Genomic DNA, 17253 nt, shown 5'->3' with positions numbered 1-17253 from the left:
ATGCTTTTGCTTATAAAGCTTATTAGGGCATAGTATATTGCTAATAATCAACGAACACTAAAAAGGAATATGGTGAAATATGGAGTTAATAGATATTTCTAAAATAAATACTAAAACGGTCGCATTTGATTTTTTTGACACAGTAGTACATAGAGATTGTCATCCTGAAGAAATATTATATCAATGGTCGAAGCAAATGGCTTTTGAAATGAAATTTGAGATATATCCATCAATACTATATGATTTAAGAAAAAATGTTGAGAAGACTTATAAAAATTCTGGTATTGAAGAAATCGAATATGATACTCTTTTATCAAGTATTTATAAGAGAATTGAAAATCAATCAGAGATTATGAGTCAAAAGGAATTTATAGAGAAAGCTAAGAATATAGAATTAAATATAGAATTACAGCATATATATTTAGATTCTGAAATTTTAGAAGCTTTAAAATTTCTAAAAAAAGAATCAAAGAGAATCATACTAGTTTCGGATTTTTATACTGATAAAAAGTTTATAGAGGAGATACTAAGAAAGTTCAAAATTTTAGATTATTTTTCAGAGATTTATATTTCTAGTGAGAAATCTTATCGTAAATCAACAGGTAATCTCTATAAGTTACTTTTAAAAGAGTTAGAATTATCTCCTGAGGATGTAACTATGATAGGCGATAATTTCCAATCTGATTATGAAATCCCAAAATCTCTTGGTTTAAAAGCAATTTATAGGAAATATGAAGATACATACACTATCATAGGAAATAGAGAACTAACTAGATTATATAAGCAAATCTTATTTGGAGACAGTATGAGGGCTCCCTTTAATGTTTTTTTGGCAGATATTATATTCTTTATTTCGGAATTGCACAGAAGTCTAGTTAAAGACGGTGTTCAAATTGCTTTATTTTGTTCACGCGAAGGCCAATTGTTAAAACAGCTATTTGATATTTATCAAAATATTTTCTTTTGTGAAAATCAAAGAATTAAGACAGAATATTTTTATGTTTCTAGGCGATCTACCTTATATCCTTCTTTCACAAGTTTGGAGGATGAAAAGTTTGAGATCATTTTTCGACAATATAAAAAAATAACAATTCAAAATTTTTTGCTAAATTTGAATTTTACTGATAATGAAATTACTTCAATTACTCAAGATATGAATATAGAATTCACAGATATCTTAACAGTTGATGCTAAGTTGTTACTGGATTTAAAAGCTCACCCAGTTTTTATTTCAAGATTTAATAAAGAAAAAGAAGATGGTTTATTACTGAAAAATTATGTGGAAACATTAACTTTGGGTCAGGATGAAATATATATTGTTGATGTTGGATGGAAAGGGACTATACAGGATAGTTTACAAAGAGCTGTTCCAAATAAGAAAATTATGGGCTATTATTTAGGATTAATTCTAAAGGAGTATTCAGTACAGAACAAAGATAATAAATTTGGTATGCTTTTTTCTGATTATCCTAACAAATCTCCATTTTTTGATATTGTCAGTAGAAATTTTGAGTATTATGAAGATATTTTTGTGGCAGATCATGGCCCAACTTTAAAATATAAACAGGAAGAAATGATTGTTCCGGTTCTAGATGAAAACGAGAAGCATGTAAAAATATATGGAGCTGTGCAAAATTATCAGAAACAGATGGTTGAAGGATTTGTAAATATAGCTGAAGCATATAAGAATTTGAGCTTTCTTCCGTTTGAGCAAAGAGGACTCTGGTTGACGATGTCATTAAAAAAAGAGTGTATTCAGCTTCCTAAGTTATTATCCTTTTCAAGGTTGTTAAAGGAACAGGTAGCAGAGAATTTTGGAGAAATTGTGACTAAAAATATATCTAAAAAATCGCTTAAAAGATTAATTAAGGAGAAAAAGAACTTTTTCTGGGTTGATTTTGCTTATAAGCCCTTCTTTGGGACTAATTTTTTGTTTATTCCAGAATTGTATACTAGGCTGATATATTTGATAAAGTATGCCGATTTAAAATTGAGGTTGAAAAAATATGAGGGATAAATCAATTAGATTGAATGCACTATTGAATATCATTTTGACGCTTTCAAATATTGTTTTTCCTTTGATAACATTCCCATATGTATCTAGAATATTAAATCCTGAGGGTATAGGCGTGGTATCTTTTTTTTCCTCAATAGGTAATTATGGCATTTTAGTTGCGTCATTGGGAATATCGACTTATGGAATCAGAGCGGTTGCAAGTAATAGAGAAGACAAAGATAAACTTTCTAAAACAGTGCAGGAGCTGGCAGTCATAAATGTTATAATGTCGGGATTGGTAACTCTGTTATTATTAGGGATGGCGCTAGTAGTAAAACAATTGAGTAAAGAATCTTCACTATTATTGATAACTTCTTTAACCATTTTATCTTCACCGCTTGCCTTAAATTGGCTATATAGCGGAATTGAGGAGTACGCCTATATTACGAAACGATCATTAATATTTAAGGTATTTTCGTTGATATTAATATTTTTATTTGTCAAAAAACCAGCGGATTACATTGTTTATGCTGGGATTACCCTGTTTTCAACTTTAGGTTCAAACATTTTAAATGTATGGTATAGCCGTAAATTTGTTTATATAAAACGTTACAAAAATTTAGAATTTAAAAAACATTTTAAGCCGATGTTTTATCTTTTTGCTTCATTACTTGCTGTTAATATTTATACCAATTTAGATACAGTTATGCTTGGATTTATTAATGGAAATGAAGCAGTGGGTTACTATTCTGTAGCGTCGAAAGTTAAGTGGATTTTACTTTCACTGATAACTTCAATTAGTGCAGTTCTCTTACCACGATTATCATTTTATATTAGCAAGAAAAATACTTCAAAATTTAATAAGATGCTAAAGGAGTCTTCAGCAGTTATTTTCTTTATTGCTATTCCTTTAGTTGCATTTTTTATCGTAGAAGCACAAAATAGTATTCAATTACTAGGAGGAGAAAAGTATATTTCTGCGACACTTTCAATGCAAATTCTCATGCCGATTTTGGTTATATCGGGGTTTTCAAATATTACAGGCAATCAAATTTTAATACCTATGAATAGGGAAAAATATTTCATGTTTGCTGTTTCGTTAGGTGCTCTTGTTAACCTTGGTTTAAATTTAATTTTGATGCCTAAATTAGGAATTATAGGAGCCTCAATGGCTACCCTATTTGCGGAATTAACACAAATGACAGTTCAGTTTATCTACTCTTATAAATACTTAGCAGGTAATATTTCAAAAAATAATTTACGAAATGTTATACTAGCGACAGTTATTGCAACCATAATCTTAATATTAGTTAAAAATCAAATTGTACTAGCCACTCCATTTTTATCTCTTTTTATTGCAGGAAGCACTTTCTTCGCTATATACTTAGGTGTCTTACTTTTGCTAAAAGAGGAGGTTACTATTCAATTATTACAATTTATAAAGTTAAAGCCGTAAACTGTTAGAAATTTGTTGAAGTTATTATATTAATCGGTTTATAAATAATAATTTAGGAGGAGATTATGAAAAAAATAATGCTAGTTTTCGGTACACGTCCAGAAGCGATAAAAATGTGTCCATTAGTAAATGAATTAAAGAAGCAAGATGATATAGAAACTCTTGTTTGTGTGACAGGTCAACACAAAGAAATGGTGAGTCCTGTTTTAGAACTGTTTGGTGTTAAACCAGACTATGATTTGGAGGTTATGAAGGTAAATCAAACTTTATTTTCCATTACAACGAGTATTCTAGATAAAATAAAACCTGTTTTAGAAAATGAACGACCAGACATTGTACTTGTACATGGTGATACTACTACTACTTATGCAGCAGCTTTAGCAGCCTTTTATCTAGGAATTAAAGTGGGTCATGTAGAGGCAGGATTGCGCACCTACAATTTACAGAGTCCTTTTCCAGAAGAGTTCAATCGTCAGTCGACATCGATTATCGCAAACTGTCATTTTGCACCGACTGAATTGGCAAGAGAAAATCTCGAAAAAGAAGGACGCGACAATGTATATGTTACTGGAAATACTGTGATTGATGCGCTTAAAACGACGGTTAGAGAGGATTATTCACATCCTGTCCTAGATTGGGTTGCTGGAAGTCGCCTCATACTTCTGACTGCTCATAGACGGGAAAATCTTGGAGAACCTATGAAACATATGTTTCGGGCTGTCAAGCGTGTTTTAAATGAACATAAAGATGTTAAGGTTATTTACCCAATTCATAAAAATCCTTTAGTCAGAGAAACAGCAGCTGAGATTTTTGGAGATATCGAACGTATCCAGATTATAGAACCCCTAGATGTTCTTGATTTTCATAATTTTATGAACCGTAGTTACATGATTTTAACGGACTCTGGTGGAGTTCAAGAAGAGGCTCCGTCTTTAGGTAAACCTGTTTTGGTTATGCGTGATACTACAGAAAGACCGGAAGGTGTGGCGGCTGGAACTTTGAAGCTAGTAGGAACAGAGGAAGAAACGATTTATCAGAACTTTAAGTTGCTTTTAGAAGATCGTACTGAATACGAAAAAATGAGTCGGGCTAGTAATCCCTACGGGGATGGGAATGCTTGTGGACAGATTGTCGACATCTTGAGAAGTATATAGCTATATTGTTAAGTTGACTACTGCAATCTCCCTCTACAATATCACATTCTAGTCAATTACTTTATATTGGGAGTGGTTAGTGATGGAGGGGGAATGGGAAAGAACCTGAAACTTTTTGTCTCAGGTTCTTTTTATTTCACTTTCCCTATAAGAATGGTAGCTGCAATGGTCACTTGGGTGAGGTCAGTCCAGTCTATCTGGTCTTGCTCGACATGAAAGAGTAGCGGTGTCATTGCTAAAAGAGCTGTTCGACTTTCAGCAGTCAAGGACTGGCTGGACTCGACAGTAATCTCGGAGATAATATCGAAATGCTCTTGGAAATGCTGGATGACTTCTTGGTTAGAGTAATCCTTGTTGTTGAGATGTCTAGCGGCTTTTTGGCGAATTTCCTGAAGATGTTGCTCAGTGGGGATGACTTTGATGAGGAGGGCACTGTCAGACATGACCCGCTGAAATTCCTGATAGTTAGCTGGCGAAAAGATATCTAAAATGATGTCCATACTTGCATCCTGCAGGGGCAGGTTGGCTAAATCTCCAACGAACCAATTGACTGCGAAACTGCCGTCGCTTTTGGCTGCCAACTGGACGGAATCTTTCGAAATATCGAAGGCATAGAGCGTCTTATCTGGGAAGTGCTCTTGGATCTTTCTAGCGTAGTAGCCTTCGCCACATCCAACATCGAGGACAGTCTTAAAAGCTGGCTCTTCCTTCAATAGCTGGATAAGGCTGTCGGAGATTTGCTGGTAAAATCCAGCTTCTAAAATCAACTGCCGATTCTGAAAGCTTGTCTTATCGTAGTCTTTAGATTGTTTGACTTGGGGTGCCAGATTGACATAGCCAAACTTGGCCAAGTCATAAGAATGCCGATGGTGACATTTGAGGCTGTTTTCCATCAGTTGCAGTTCTTCCTTGCAGATGGGACAGGCAAAAGCGGTCGCTGTGGTAAAGCGAGCGAGTTTTGGTTTCAAGTTTGTATTCATAGTTTTAAGTCTAGCAAAAAAAGGACTGGATGGCAAATGCCTCCAGTGTGTTTTATTAGTATGTAAGGACGAAGTATTTTTTCTTTCCGCGACGAATAACAGTTAACTCGTTTTCGAGTTTATCTACATCGCTCAAAACATAGTCAAGATCTTGAATGCGCTCACCATTGACATAGATAGCTCCGTTTTGAACATCTTCGCGGGCTTGGCGTTTTGAGTTGACCACACCAGAAGATACGAGGATTTCCACGATGTTAAGGTTCTCGTCAGCTTGGACTTGGTAGTTTGGTACGCCACGAAGTCCTTGTTTGAGTTCTTTGACAGAAAGGTTTTTGATATTTCCAGCAAAGAGTTGCTCAGTGATGTTAAGGGCTTCTTTGTAAGCTTCTTCGCCGTGAACAAGAGTCACGACTTCACGAGCCAAGACTTTTTGTGCCAAGCGTTCATGTGGAGCTGCTTCAAACTGTTTGCGGATGTCTTCAATCTCATCCAGTGACAAGAAAGTAAAGATTTTCAAGAAGCGAACAGCGTCAGCGTCCATGACATTCATCCAGAATTGGTACATTTCGTATGGAGAAGTCTTGTCAGCATTGAGCCAGACTGCGTTTCCTTCTGATTTACCAAATTTTTTACCAGTCGCATCAGTGATAAGGGGAACAGTGATAACGTGACCTGTCTTGTCCGCTTTGCGGCGCATAAGCTCAGTGCCGGCGGTCATATTGCCCCATTGGTCAGAACCACCGATTTGCAGGGTTACATTGTAATCTTGGTTAAGGACAAAGAAGTCGTAACCTTGCATAATTTGGTAAGCAAATTCAGTATAAGAAATTCCTGTTTCAATCCGTTTTTTCACAGATTCCTTGCTCATCATGTAGTTGACAGTGAAGTATTTGCCGACATCGCGCAAGAAATTAATAAAGCTAATGGAGCCAAACCAGTCGTAGTTATTAACCATCACAGCCTTATTTTCGCCGTTTTCAAAATCAAGAAAACGTGACAGTTGCCCTTGGATAGACTTGACCCAGCCATCAACGGTTTCCTTGGTTTGCAAGCTACGCTCTGCATCTTTAAAGGATGGATCGCCAATTAAACCAGTTGCACCGCCGACAAGGGCGTAAGGCTTATGGCCGGCTAACTGTAAGCGACGGCTGGTCAAAATAGCCACCAAGTGACCTAAGTGAAGACTGTCTGCTGTTGGATCGTATCCAGTATAATAAGAGACTGGCCCTTCTTCTAAGGCTTTACGCAAAGCTTCTTCATCAGTCGTTTGAAAAATCAAACCACGTTCTTGCAGCTCATCAAAAATGTGCATATCTGTCTCTCCTTTTCTAAAATAGCAAAGATTTTTCCCTTGCTCAATTATTTTTTTGTTTTATCCCTCTATTTTATCACAAACCCGATAAATAGCAATGACTAGTCAAAAAATAATTGGTCTAAAAGCGCTAGAATCAGCTATTTCTTGATATAAACTGCTAATGTTTGTTATAATAGTCAAGAAGGAGAATCTATGTTGAAACAAGTAATGGAAAAATTAACGCTGTTTTGGAAGCAGTTCAAACAATTTTTAAGAAAAACATATTTTGCAGAAACAAATGAGAAGGAACGCTGGGGCTTGGAGGATATAGCTGCTCTTATTTTGCGAACTCTCAAATTGTTGGTGAATGTGGCTTTCGTCTTTATTCTTTTTGGGATGGTTTTAGGAGCAGGAATCGGGGTCGGCTATGGAGCCAGTCTCTTTAGCAAAACAGAAGTTCCTAATAAGGAAGAACTTCTCCAGCAAGTTTATAATATTTCCGGCATTTCGAAACTGACCTATTCAGACGGTAGTTTGATTTCAGAGATAGATAATGATTTGCTGCGGATTCCAGTTGAAAGTGGAGCGATTTCAGATAATGTCAAGAAAGCCGTGATTGCGACGGAAGACGAAAATTTTGAAAGCCATAATGGTGTTGTTCCCAAGGCGGTGCTTCGGGCGACATTGGGTTCGGTTGTAGGCGTTGGCTCGTCTAGTGGTGGTTCTACGCTCACGCAACAGCTGATTAAGCAACAAGTCGTTGGTGATGCTCCGACTTTTAAACGAAAAGCAGCAGAAATTGTGGATGCTCTGGCTTTGGAACGCTATATGACCAAAGATGAAATTTTGACGACCTATTTGAACGTTTCGCCTTTTGGACGGAATAATAAAGGCCAGAATATTGCAGGAATCGAAGAAGCGGCCCAAGGGATTTTTGGTGTTTCGGCCAAAGATTTAACTGTTCCGCAGGCAGCCTTTATTGCAGGTTTGCCACAAAGTCCGATTGTTTATTCGCCTTATGCAGCTGATGGCAGCTTAAAAACTCCAGAGGACATGTCTCTTGGTTTAACGCGGGCTAAAAATGTTTTATACAATATGTACAGAACAGGGAAATTGAGCGAAGCGGAATATCAAGAATACCTCAATTATGATTTGACGAAGGATTTCAAACCCTCAGAAAGCGCGGAGAAATCTTCTCATGATTATCTATATTTCACTGCTTTTGAGGAAGCTCAAAAGGCCATGTATGATTATTTGATTCAACGAGACAATGTTTCGCAGCAAGAGCTGAAAAATAATGCTACCGTTAAATCCTATCGCGAACTTGCAGCTAAAGAGCTGAGAGAGGGTGGCTATACCGTCACAACAACCATCAATAAGAGAATCTATGAAGCTATGCAAAATGCAGTAGCCAATTATGGTGGCGTCTTGGATGACGGAACTGGTACAGTTGAAGTGGGAAATGTCCTCATGGACAATAAAACCGGTGCTGTGATTGGCTTTGTGGGAGGCAGAGATTATGCTTCCAATCAGAACAATCATGCCTTTGATACGGAACGGTCACCGGGTTCAACTATTAAGCCGATTCTGGCTTATGGGATTGCTATTGACCAAGGTCTGATGGGCAGTGCCAGTGTCCTGTCCAACTATCCGACGAATTTCTCTAGCGGAGAGCCGATTATGCACGTGGATAGCCGTGGGACAGCTATGATGAATCTCCAAGAAGCTCTCAATACTTCATGGAATATCCCAGCTTATTGGACTTACCGCGCACTGCGTGAGAAGGGAGTCAACGTTCGTGGCTATATGGAAAAAATGGGCTACTACATTGATGACTACAGTATTGAGAGTCTGCCGATGGGTGGGGGAATTGAAGTTTCTGTTGCCCAGCATACCAATGGCTTCCAGACTTTGGCCAACAACGGAACCTATCAAGAGAAGTATATGGTAGAGAAAATCACGGATAAAGATGGCAAAGTAGTTTATGAGCATAAGGCAAATCCTGTTCAGGTTTATTCACCTGCAGCTGCAACTATTATGCAAGACTTGATGCGCGGTGTTCTCAATTCTGGCGCGACCACTACCTTTAAATCACGAATCAGTCAAGTCAATGGAACACTGGCGGGAGCAGACTGGATTGGCAAGACAGGAACAACCAACAGCAACGGTGACATGTGGCTCATGCTGTCAACTCCGAAAATGACACTAGGCGGCTGGATTGGTCACGATGATAACACATCAATGGCCGCCTTAACGGGTTATAATAACAATGCGGCTTATATGGCCTATATGGTTAACGCCATCTATGAAGCGGATCCAAATGCCTGGGGAGTTGGAGACCGATTTAATCTTGATTCTAGTGTGATTCACTCATCTGTTTTAAAAGCTACTGGCGAAAGACCGGGTACGGTTACGGTGAATGGACGCTCCATCACCCTAAGCGGTCCGACTGTTACAAGTTATTGGGCTAAAAATGGTGCTCCAACGACAAGCTATCGCTTTGGTATCGGAGCAACAGACTCCGACTATCAAAAAGCATGGTCCGCTATTTTGGGAGGTAGTACGTGGAATACTAATCGTAACACTCGTTAATTTATCGATTGGTGTGCTGAAAATAAATAGTAAGTACATTGATAAATAAATTTAGGCAAGGCGAGTTGAAACTCTTGAATTTTTACATAATTATGGTATAATGATACTAATAATTTGTCGTGTGCTTTATTTGAAATATTGTCCAATTAAAGCCTACAGCAGTTAAATCAAACTTTAAATAAGTCAGATTTAGCTGCTCTTTTTGTGTCTATTTTTAGGAAAATAAATTGAGTAATGTAAATTTAAAGATTCTGAAAATTATGCAGAAAGGACTAATTGTAGCTGTCTTGGTGTACATCAAACGGCAAAACAAAAGGGTGCTACCCTTAACCACAATTAATGAGTGAACTTGAGAGTATTCAAAAGAAAGACAAACTATTTTCATTTACCTGAAAAAACCTTATTAGCTAATTTCTCGAACTCTTAATTTTCTCATCATCTTTACAAAAAGGAGTTAGAAACTTGGCAGGACATGAAGTTCGATACGGGAAACACCGTACCCGTCGTAGTTTTTCGCGAATCAAGGAAGTTCTTGATTTGCCAAATTTGATTGAAATCCAAACGGATTCATTCCAAGATTTTTTGAATCATGGTTTGAAGGAAGTATTTGAAGATGTGCTTCCTATTTCAAACTTTACAGACACCATGGAATTGGAGTTTGTCGGCTATGAAATCCGTGAGCCTAAGTACACGCTGGAAGAAGCCCGCATCCACGATGCCAGCTATTCAGCACCAATCTTTGTGACCTTCCGTCTGATTAATAAGGAAACTGGTGAAATCAAGACTCAGGAAGTCTTCTTTGGTGACTTCCCGATCATGACTGAAATGGGAACCTTCATCATCAACGGTGGTGAACGGATTATCGTATCCCAGCTGGTGCGTTCGCCAGGTGTTTACTTTAATGATAAAGTAGACAAAAATGGGAAAGTCGGTTACGGTTCGACCGTTATTCCTAACCGCGGAGCTTGGTTGGAGCTAGAAACAGACTCAAAAGACATTGCCTATACTCGTATTGACCGGACGCGTAAAATTCCGTTTACTACTTTGGTTCGTGCGCTTGGTTTCTCAGGTGATGATGAGATCTTGGACATCTTTGGTGACAGCGACTTGGTGCGCAACACCATCGAAAAAGACATCCACAAGAATCCAATGGACTCTCGTACAGATGAGGCCCTGAAAGAAATCTATGAGCGCCTGCGTCCAGGTGAGCCTAAGACGGCTGAAAGTTCACGTTCTCTCCTTGTGGCTCGTTTCTTTGATCCACATCGTTATGACTTGGCAGCAGTTGGTCGTTATAAGATTAACAAAAAACTCAACATCAAGAACCGCCTGCTTAATCAGACATTGGCAGAGCATCTGGTAGATGCTGAAACAGGGGAAATCCTTGTCGAAGCTGGTACAGTTATGACCCGCAGTGTGATCGACAGCATTTCAGAGCAGCTGGACAATGGCTTGAACAAGATTACTTATATTCCAAACGATTCAGCCGTTCTTCTTAAGCCAGTTGAATTGCAGAAGTTTAAAGTTGTGGCTCCGACTGATCCAGATCGCGTTGTCACTATTATTGGTAACGCGAATCCGTCTGACAAGGTTCGGATTGTAACACCAGCTGATATCTTGGCTGAGATGAGCTATTTCCTCAATTTGGCAGAAGGCATCGGTCGCGTGGATGATATTGACCACTTGGGGAACCGTCGTATTCGTGCGGTTGGTGAGCTTTTGGCTAACCAAGTTCGTCTGGGACTTTCTCGGATGGAGCGTAATGTCCGTGAACGGATGAGTGTTCAAGACAATGAAGTACTGACTCCACAGCAAATCATTAACATCCGTCCAGTAACTGCAGCTATTAAAGAATTCTTTGGTTCTTCTCAGTTGTCTCAGTTCATGGACCAACACAATCCGCTGTCTGAGCTTTCTCACAAGCGTCGTCTGTCTGCCTTGGGACCTGGTGGTTTGACACGTGACCGCGCTGGATATGAAGTGCGGGACGTGCACTATACTCACTACGGTCGTATGTGTCCGATTGAAACGCCTGAAGGACCAAACATCGGTTTGATCAATAACTTGTCTTCTTATGGACACCTTAACAAATATGGCTTTATTCAAACGCCTTACCGTAAGGTAGACCGTGAAGCTGGTGTGGTAACCAACGAAATCGTTTGGCTGACAGCTGACGAAGAAGATGAATTTATCGTAGCGCAGGCCAACTCTAAGCTTAATGAAGAAGGTGGCTTTGCAGAGCCTATCGTGATGGGACGCCACCAAGGTAATAACCAAGAATTCCCATCAGACCAAGTAGACTACATGGATGTATCGCCTAAGCAGGTAGTTGCCGTGGCGACAGCATGTATTCCTTTCTTGGAAAACGATGACTCCAACCGTGCCCTCATGGGTGCCAACATGCAACGTCAGGCTGTGCCTTTGATTGATCCAAAAGCACCTTATGTCGGTACGGGTATGGAATACCAAGCTGCCCACGACTCTGGGGCAGCAGTCATTGCTCAGCATGATGGTAAGGTTACCTATGCGGATGCAGACAAGGTTGAAGTCCGCCGCGAAGATGGCTCACTTGACGTTTACCAAATTCAAAAATTCCGCCGTTCGAACTCAGGAACTGCTTATAACCAACGTACCTTGGTGAAAGTTGGCGATGTCGTTGAAAAAGGTGACTTTATCGCTGACGGACCTTCTATGGAAAAGGGAGAAATGGCCCTGGGACAAAACCCAATCGTTGCCTACATGACATGGGAAGGTTACAACTTCGAGGATGCGGTTATCATGAGTGAGCGTCTGGTGAAAGACGACGTCTACACCTCTGTTCACTTAGAAGAATACGAATCAGAAACTCGCGACACCAAGCTTGGCCCTGAAGAAATTACCCGCGAAATTCCAAACGTAGGGGAAGATGCCCTGCGCAACCTGGATGAAATGGGGATTATCCGCATCGGGGCGGAAGTCAAAGAAGGCGATATCCTAGTCGGGAAAGTCACTCCAAAGGGTGAAAAAGACCTTTCTGCTGAAGAGCGTCTGCTTCATGCCATCTTTGGTGACAAGTCTCGTGAAGTCCGTGATACTTCTCTGCGTGTGCCACACGGTGCTGATGGTGTCGTTCGTGATGTGAAGATCTTTACCCGTGCTAATGGTGATGAGTTGCAATCTGGCGTAAATATGCTGGTTCGCGTCTACATCGCTCAGAAACGTAAAATCAAGGTCGGAGATAAGATGGCCGGTCGTCACGGAAACAAAGGGGTTGTATCCCGTATCGTTCCTGTGGAAGACATGCCTTACTTGCCAGACGGAACACCAGTTGATATCATGTTGAACCCACTCGGGGTACCATCACGTATGAATATCGGTCAGGTTATGGAGCTCCACCTTGGTATGGCAGCTCGTAACTTGGGCATCCATATTGCAACACCAGTCTTTGATGGAGCTAGCGCAGAAGACCTCTGGGATACAGTCCGCGAAGCTGGTATGGACAGCGATGCCAAGACGATTCTTTATGACGGACGTACCGGTGAGCCATTTGACAACCGTGTATCTGTCGGTGTCATGTACATGATCAAGCTCCACCACATGGTAGATGATAAACTCCATGCCCGCTCAGTAGGTCCTTACTCAATGGTTACCCAACAGCCGCTCGGAGGTAAAGCTCAGTTTGGTGGACAACGTTTTGGTGAGATGGAAGTTTGGGCCTTGGAAGCTTACGGTGCTTCTAACGTTCTGCAAGAAATCCTGACTTACAAGTCAGATGATGTCAACGGACGTTTGAAGGCTTATGAAGCTATTACCAAAGGAAAACCAATTCCAAAACCAGGTGTGCCAGAATCCTTCCGCGTTCTTGTCAAAGAATTGCAATCTCTTGGTTTGGATATGCGCGTTCTTGATGAAGATGACAATGAAGTAGAATTGCGTGACCTAGACGAAGGTGAAGATGATGATGTGATTCACGTTGACGATCTTGAAAAAGCGCGTGAAAAAGCAGCTCAAGAAGCGAAAGCAGCTTTTGAGGCTGAAGGAAAAGAATAAGAATTCACACTGATTAGAAAATGAAGAAAGGTAAGAAATAGTGGTTGATGTAAATCGTTTTAAAAGTATGCAAATCACCCTAGCTTCTCCCAATAAGGTCCGTTCATGGTCTTATGGGGAAGTGAAGAAACCTGAAACAATCAATTACCGAACCCTGAAACCAGAACGCGAAGGCCTTTTTGACGAAGTGATCTTCGGTCCAACCAAGGACTGGGAATGTGCCTGTGGTAAGTACAAACGAATTCGTTACAAAGGAATCGTCTGTGACCGCTGTGGTGTTGAAGTAACCCGCGCCAAGGTTCGTCGTGAGCGTATGGGGCACATCGAATTGAAGGCACCTGTTTCACATATTTGGTACTTTAAAGGAATTCCAAGCCGCATGGGGCTCACTCTAGATATGAGCCCGCGCGCTCTGGAAGAAGTCATTTATTTTGCGGCTTATGTGGTGATTGATCCTAAGGATACACCGCTAGAGCACAAGTCAATCATGACGGAACGTGAGTACCGTGAGCGTTTACGCGAGTACGGTGCAGGCTCATTTGTAGCTAAAATGGGAGCAGAAGCTATTCAAGACCTCTTGAAACAAGTGGACTTGGAAGCTGAGATTGCTGTCCTCAAGGAAGAATTGAAAACTGCTTCAGGCCAAAAACGGGTCAAGGCTGTTCGTCGTTTGGATGTTTTGGACGCCTTCTACAAGTCCGGCAATAAGCCAGAATGGATGGTTCTTAACATCCTGCCGGTTATTCCGCCAGATTTGCGCCCGATGGTTCAGCTGGATGGTGGTCGTTTTGCGGCTTCTGACCTCAATGATCTCTATCGCCGGGTTATCAACCGGAACAACCGTTTGGCTCGTTTGCTTGAGTTGAATGCACCTGGTATCATCGTTCAAAATGAAAAACGGATGCTACAGGAAGCGGTTGATGCTTTGATTGATAACGGTCGCCGTGGCCGTCCAATCACTGGACCAGGCAGTCGTCCACTCAAGTCTCTGAGCCACATGCTCAAAGGGAAACAAGGTCGTTTCCGTCAAAACTTGCTGGGTAAACGGGTTGACTTCTCAGGTCGTTCCGTTATCGCCGTTGGTCCAACTCTTAAGATGTACCAATGTGGTGTGCCACGTGAAATGGCGATTGAGCTCTTCAAGCCGTTTGTGATGCGTGAAATCGTTGCCCGTGACATCGTGCAGAACGTAAAAGCTGCCAAACGCTTGGTAGAGCGTGGAGATGAGCGTATCTGGGATATTCTGGAAGAAGTAATTAAGGAACACCCAGTGCTTCTGAACCGCGCACCGACTCTTCACCGCTTGGGAATCCAGGCCTTTGAGCCAGTTCTGATTGACGGTAAAGCTTTGCGTTTGCACCCACTGGTCTGTGAAGCCTACAATGCCGACTTTGACGGTGACCAAATGGCCATCCACGTACCATTGTCTGAAGAAGCGCAGGCTGAAGCTCGTATCCTTATGCTGGCTGCTGAGCATATCTTGAATCCGAAAGACGGAAAGCCAGTTGTAACACCATCTCAGGATATGGTCTTGGGGAACTACTACCTGACCATGGAAGAAGTTGGCCGCGAAGGCGAAGGTATGATTTTCAAGGATATGGATGAGGCGGTTATGGCCCTCCGTAATGGCTATGTTCACCTGCATACCCGTGTTGGTATTGCAACGGACAGTCTGAATAAGCCTTGGACAGAAGACCAAAAGCATAAGATTCTCATGACAACGGTAGGTAAGATTCTCTTTAACGACATCATGCCGCAAGAACTGCCTTATCTGCAAGAACCAACTAATGCTAACTTGACAGAAGGCGTACCAGCTAAATATTTCTTGGAGCCAGGTAAAGACATCAAATCTGCTATTGAAGCACTAGAGCTAAATATTCCGTTCAAGAAGAAAAATCTAGGAAATATCATCGCTGAAATCTTCAAACGCTTCCGCACGACGGAAACATCTGCTCTGTTGGACCGCTTGAAAGACCTAGGTTACCACCATTCTACTCTGGCTGGTTTGACAGTGGGTATCGCTGATATCCCAGTTGTTGAAGATAAGGCTGAGATTATTGAGGAATCCCACAAGCGAGTGGACCAAATTACAAAGCAATTCCGTCGCGGTATGATTACTGATGACGAACGCTACAATGCAGTTACTGCCGAGTGGCGTTCTGCCCGTGAAAAACTGGAAAAACGTTTGGTTGCCAACCAAGATCCAAAGAACCCAATCGTTATGATGATGGACTCTGGAGCCCGGGGTAACATCTCTAACTTCTCCCAGTTGGCCGGTATGCGTGGTCTGATGGCTGCGCCAAATGGACGTATCATGGAGTTGCCAATCTTGTCTAACTTCCGTGAAGGTCTGTCCGTTCTGGAAATGTTCTTCTCTACCCACGGTGCTCGTAAGGGTATGACAGATACGGCCCTTAAGACAGCCGACTCAGGTTACCTGACTCGTCGTCTGGTTGACGTTGCCCAAGATGTGATTATCCGTGAAGACGACTGTGGTACAGACCGCGGCTTGCTTATCACTTCTATCACAGAAGGCAAGGAAATGATCGAATCTCTGGAAGAGCGTCTCAATGGTCGTTACACTAAGAAAACAGTTAAACATCCAGAAACTGGTGCTATCATTATTGGTCCAAATGAATTGATCACAGAAGATAAGGCACGTGAAATCGTTAATGCTGGTGTTGAAGAAGTGACCATTCGCTCTGTCTTTACATGTAACACCCGCCACGGTGTCTGCCGTCATTGTTACGGTATCAACTTGGCAACGGGTGATGCGGTTGAAGTCGGTGAAGCAGTCGGAACCATCGCTGCTCAATCTATCGGGGAACCTGGTACACAGCTGACTATGCGTACCTTCCACACGGGTGGTGTTGCCTCCAATACCGACATCACGCAAGGTCTTCCTCGTGTCCAAGAAATTTTTGAAGCCCGCAATCCGAAAGGGGAAGCGGTCATCACAGAAGTCAAGGGTGAAGTTACTGCTATCGAAGAAGATGCTTCAACTCGTACCAAGAAGGTATTTGTCAAAGGTGCAACTGGTGAAGGTGAATATGTGGTGCCATTCACAGCCCGCATGAAGGTAGAAGTGGGCGACCAAGTTTCCCGCGGTGCTGCCTTGACCGAAGGTTCTATCCAACCGAAGCATTTGCTGGCTGTTCGTGATGTCTTGTCTGTTGAAACCTATCTGCTTGCTGAGGTACAAAAAGTTTACCGCAGCCAAGGGGTAGAAATCGGCGACAAACACATTGAGGTAATGGTTCGTCAGATGATCCGCAAGGTTCGTGTCATGGATCCGGGAGATACCGATCTTCTTATGGGAACTCTGATGGATATTACAGACTTTACAGATGCTAACCGTGATGTGGTTATCTCAGGCGGTGTGCCTGCGACAGCCCGTCCAGTCCTCATGGGAATCACTAAAGCTTCCCTTGAGACAAACAGCTTCCTGTCTGCGGCTTCCTTCCAGGAAACAACTCGTGTCCTGACAGATGCTGCTATCCGTGGTAAGAAAGACCATCTGCTCGGACTCAAGGAAAATGTTATCATCGGTAAAATTATTCCTGCTGGTACTGGTATGGCTCGTTACCGTAACTTGGAACCACAAGCAATCAATGAAGTTGAAATCATTGATGAAGTTGTGGAAACAGCTGAGACTGAAGAAGTTGAAACAAGCGTAGAATCATAATGTAGCTCTTTTCTACCATTTGTCAAGTCTGTCAAGGCTTTAAGTGAAAAATGAGATAAGACAGTAG

The 17253-nt window shown here is 41.4% G+C and carries 8 protein-coding genes; 6 read left to right on the top strand and 2 right to left on the bottom strand.

Annotated features, from left to right (window positions below):
* The first annotated feature begins 79 nt into the window (after positions 1-79).
* The 3 genes from SSIN_RS09205 to wecB all read left to right on the top strand — a co-directional run bounded on the left by SSIN_RS09205 (position 80) and on the right by wecB (position 4606).
* On the top strand, positions 80-2017 hold the full coding sequence (locus SSIN_RS09205; protein WP_037618231.1) for an HAD-IA family hydrolase: 1938 nt from the start codon (positions 80-82) through the stop codon (positions 2015-2017).
* The gene (locus SSIN_RS09200) at positions 2007-3452 is read left to right on the top strand and encodes a flippase (RefSeq protein WP_037618229.1); all 1446 of its coding nucleotides are present in this window, start codon (positions 2007-2009) and stop codon (positions 3450-3452) included. Before SSIN_RS09205 ends, SSIN_RS09200 begins: the two co-directional genes overlap by 11 nt.
* Before the next feature lie 65 nt (positions 3453-3517).
* The gene (gene wecB, locus SSIN_RS09195) at positions 3518-4606 is read left to right on the top strand and encodes a non-hydrolyzing UDP-N-acetylglucosamine 2-epimerase (RefSeq protein WP_037618227.1); all 1089 of its coding nucleotides are present in this window, start codon (positions 3518-3520) and stop codon (positions 4604-4606) included.
* Positions 4607-4737: 131 nt separating this feature from the next.
* Here wecB and SSIN_RS09190 read toward each other — a convergent pair whose 3' ends face one another.
* A complete protein-coding gene (locus tag SSIN_RS09190; RefSeq protein ID WP_037618316.1) occupies positions 4738-5586 on the bottom strand; it encodes a methyltransferase domain-containing protein in 849 nt (282 codons plus the stop codon).
* Between the two features lie 55 nt (positions 5587-5641).
* Positions 5642-6898, bottom strand: coding sequence for a tyrosine--tRNA ligase (gene tyrS, locus SSIN_RS09185; RefSeq protein WP_037618224.1), 1257 nt, complete (start codon positions 6896-6898; stop codon positions 5642-5644).
* Positions 6899-7093: 195 nt separating this feature from the next.
* On the opposite strand from tyrS, the gene pbp1b reads away from it, so the two are divergent.
* The 3 genes from pbp1b to rpoC all read left to right on the top strand — a co-directional run bounded on the left by pbp1b (position 7094) and on the right by rpoC (position 17186).
* On the top strand, positions 7094-9472 hold the full coding sequence (pbp1b, locus tag SSIN_RS09180) for a penicillin-binding protein PBP1B (RefSeq protein ID WP_037618221.1): 2379 nt from the start codon (positions 7094-7096) through the stop codon (positions 9470-9472).
* 462 nt (positions 9473-9934) lie between these two features.
* Positions 9935-13501: a DNA-directed RNA polymerase subunit beta gene (rpoB, locus tag SSIN_RS09175; protein WP_037618218.1), complete on the top strand. Its 3567-nt coding sequence runs from the start codon at positions 9935-9937 to the stop codon at positions 13499-13501.
* A 40-nt stretch (positions 13502-13541) separates the two neighbouring features.
* The gene (gene rpoC / locus SSIN_RS09170) at positions 13542-17186 is read left to right on the top strand and encodes a DNA-directed RNA polymerase subunit beta' (protein ID WP_037618215.1); all 3645 of its coding nucleotides are present in this window, start codon (positions 13542-13544) and stop codon (positions 17184-17186) included.
* Positions 17187-17253 lie beyond the last annotated feature (67 nt).

Origin of the sequence: Streptococcus sinensis, from assembly GCF_000767835.1 — a bacterium.
GTDB classification, from domain to species: Bacteria; Bacillota; Bacilli; order Lactobacillales; family Streptococcaceae; genus Streptococcus; species Streptococcus sinensis.
This window is presented reverse-complemented; position numbering and strand designations above follow the sequence as displayed.

Bases quoted from the DNA above. Each gene is read 5' to 3' on its own strand.
- SSIN_RS09200 (WP_037618229.1), top strand. From the start codon at position 2,007: ATGAGGGATAAATCAATTAGATTGAATGCACTATTGAATATCATTTTG.
- pbp1b (WP_037618221.1), top strand. From the start codon at position 7,094: ATGTTGAAACAAGTAATGGAAAAATTAACGCTGTTTTGGAAGCAGTTC.
- SSIN_RS09190 (WP_037618316.1), bottom strand. From the start codon at position 5,586: ATGAATACAAACTTGAAACCAAAACTCGCTCGCTTTACCACAGCGACC.
- SSIN_RS09205 (WP_037618231.1), top strand. From the start codon at position 80: ATGGAGTTAATAGATATTTCTAAAATAAATACTAAAACGGTCGCATTT.
- tyrS (WP_037618224.1), bottom strand. From the start codon at position 6,898: ATGCACATTTTTGATGAGCTGCAAGAACGTGGTTTGATTTTTCAAACG.
- wecB (WP_037618227.1), top strand. From the start codon at position 3,518: ATGAAAAAAATAATGCTAGTTTTCGGTACACGTCCAGAAGCGATAAAA.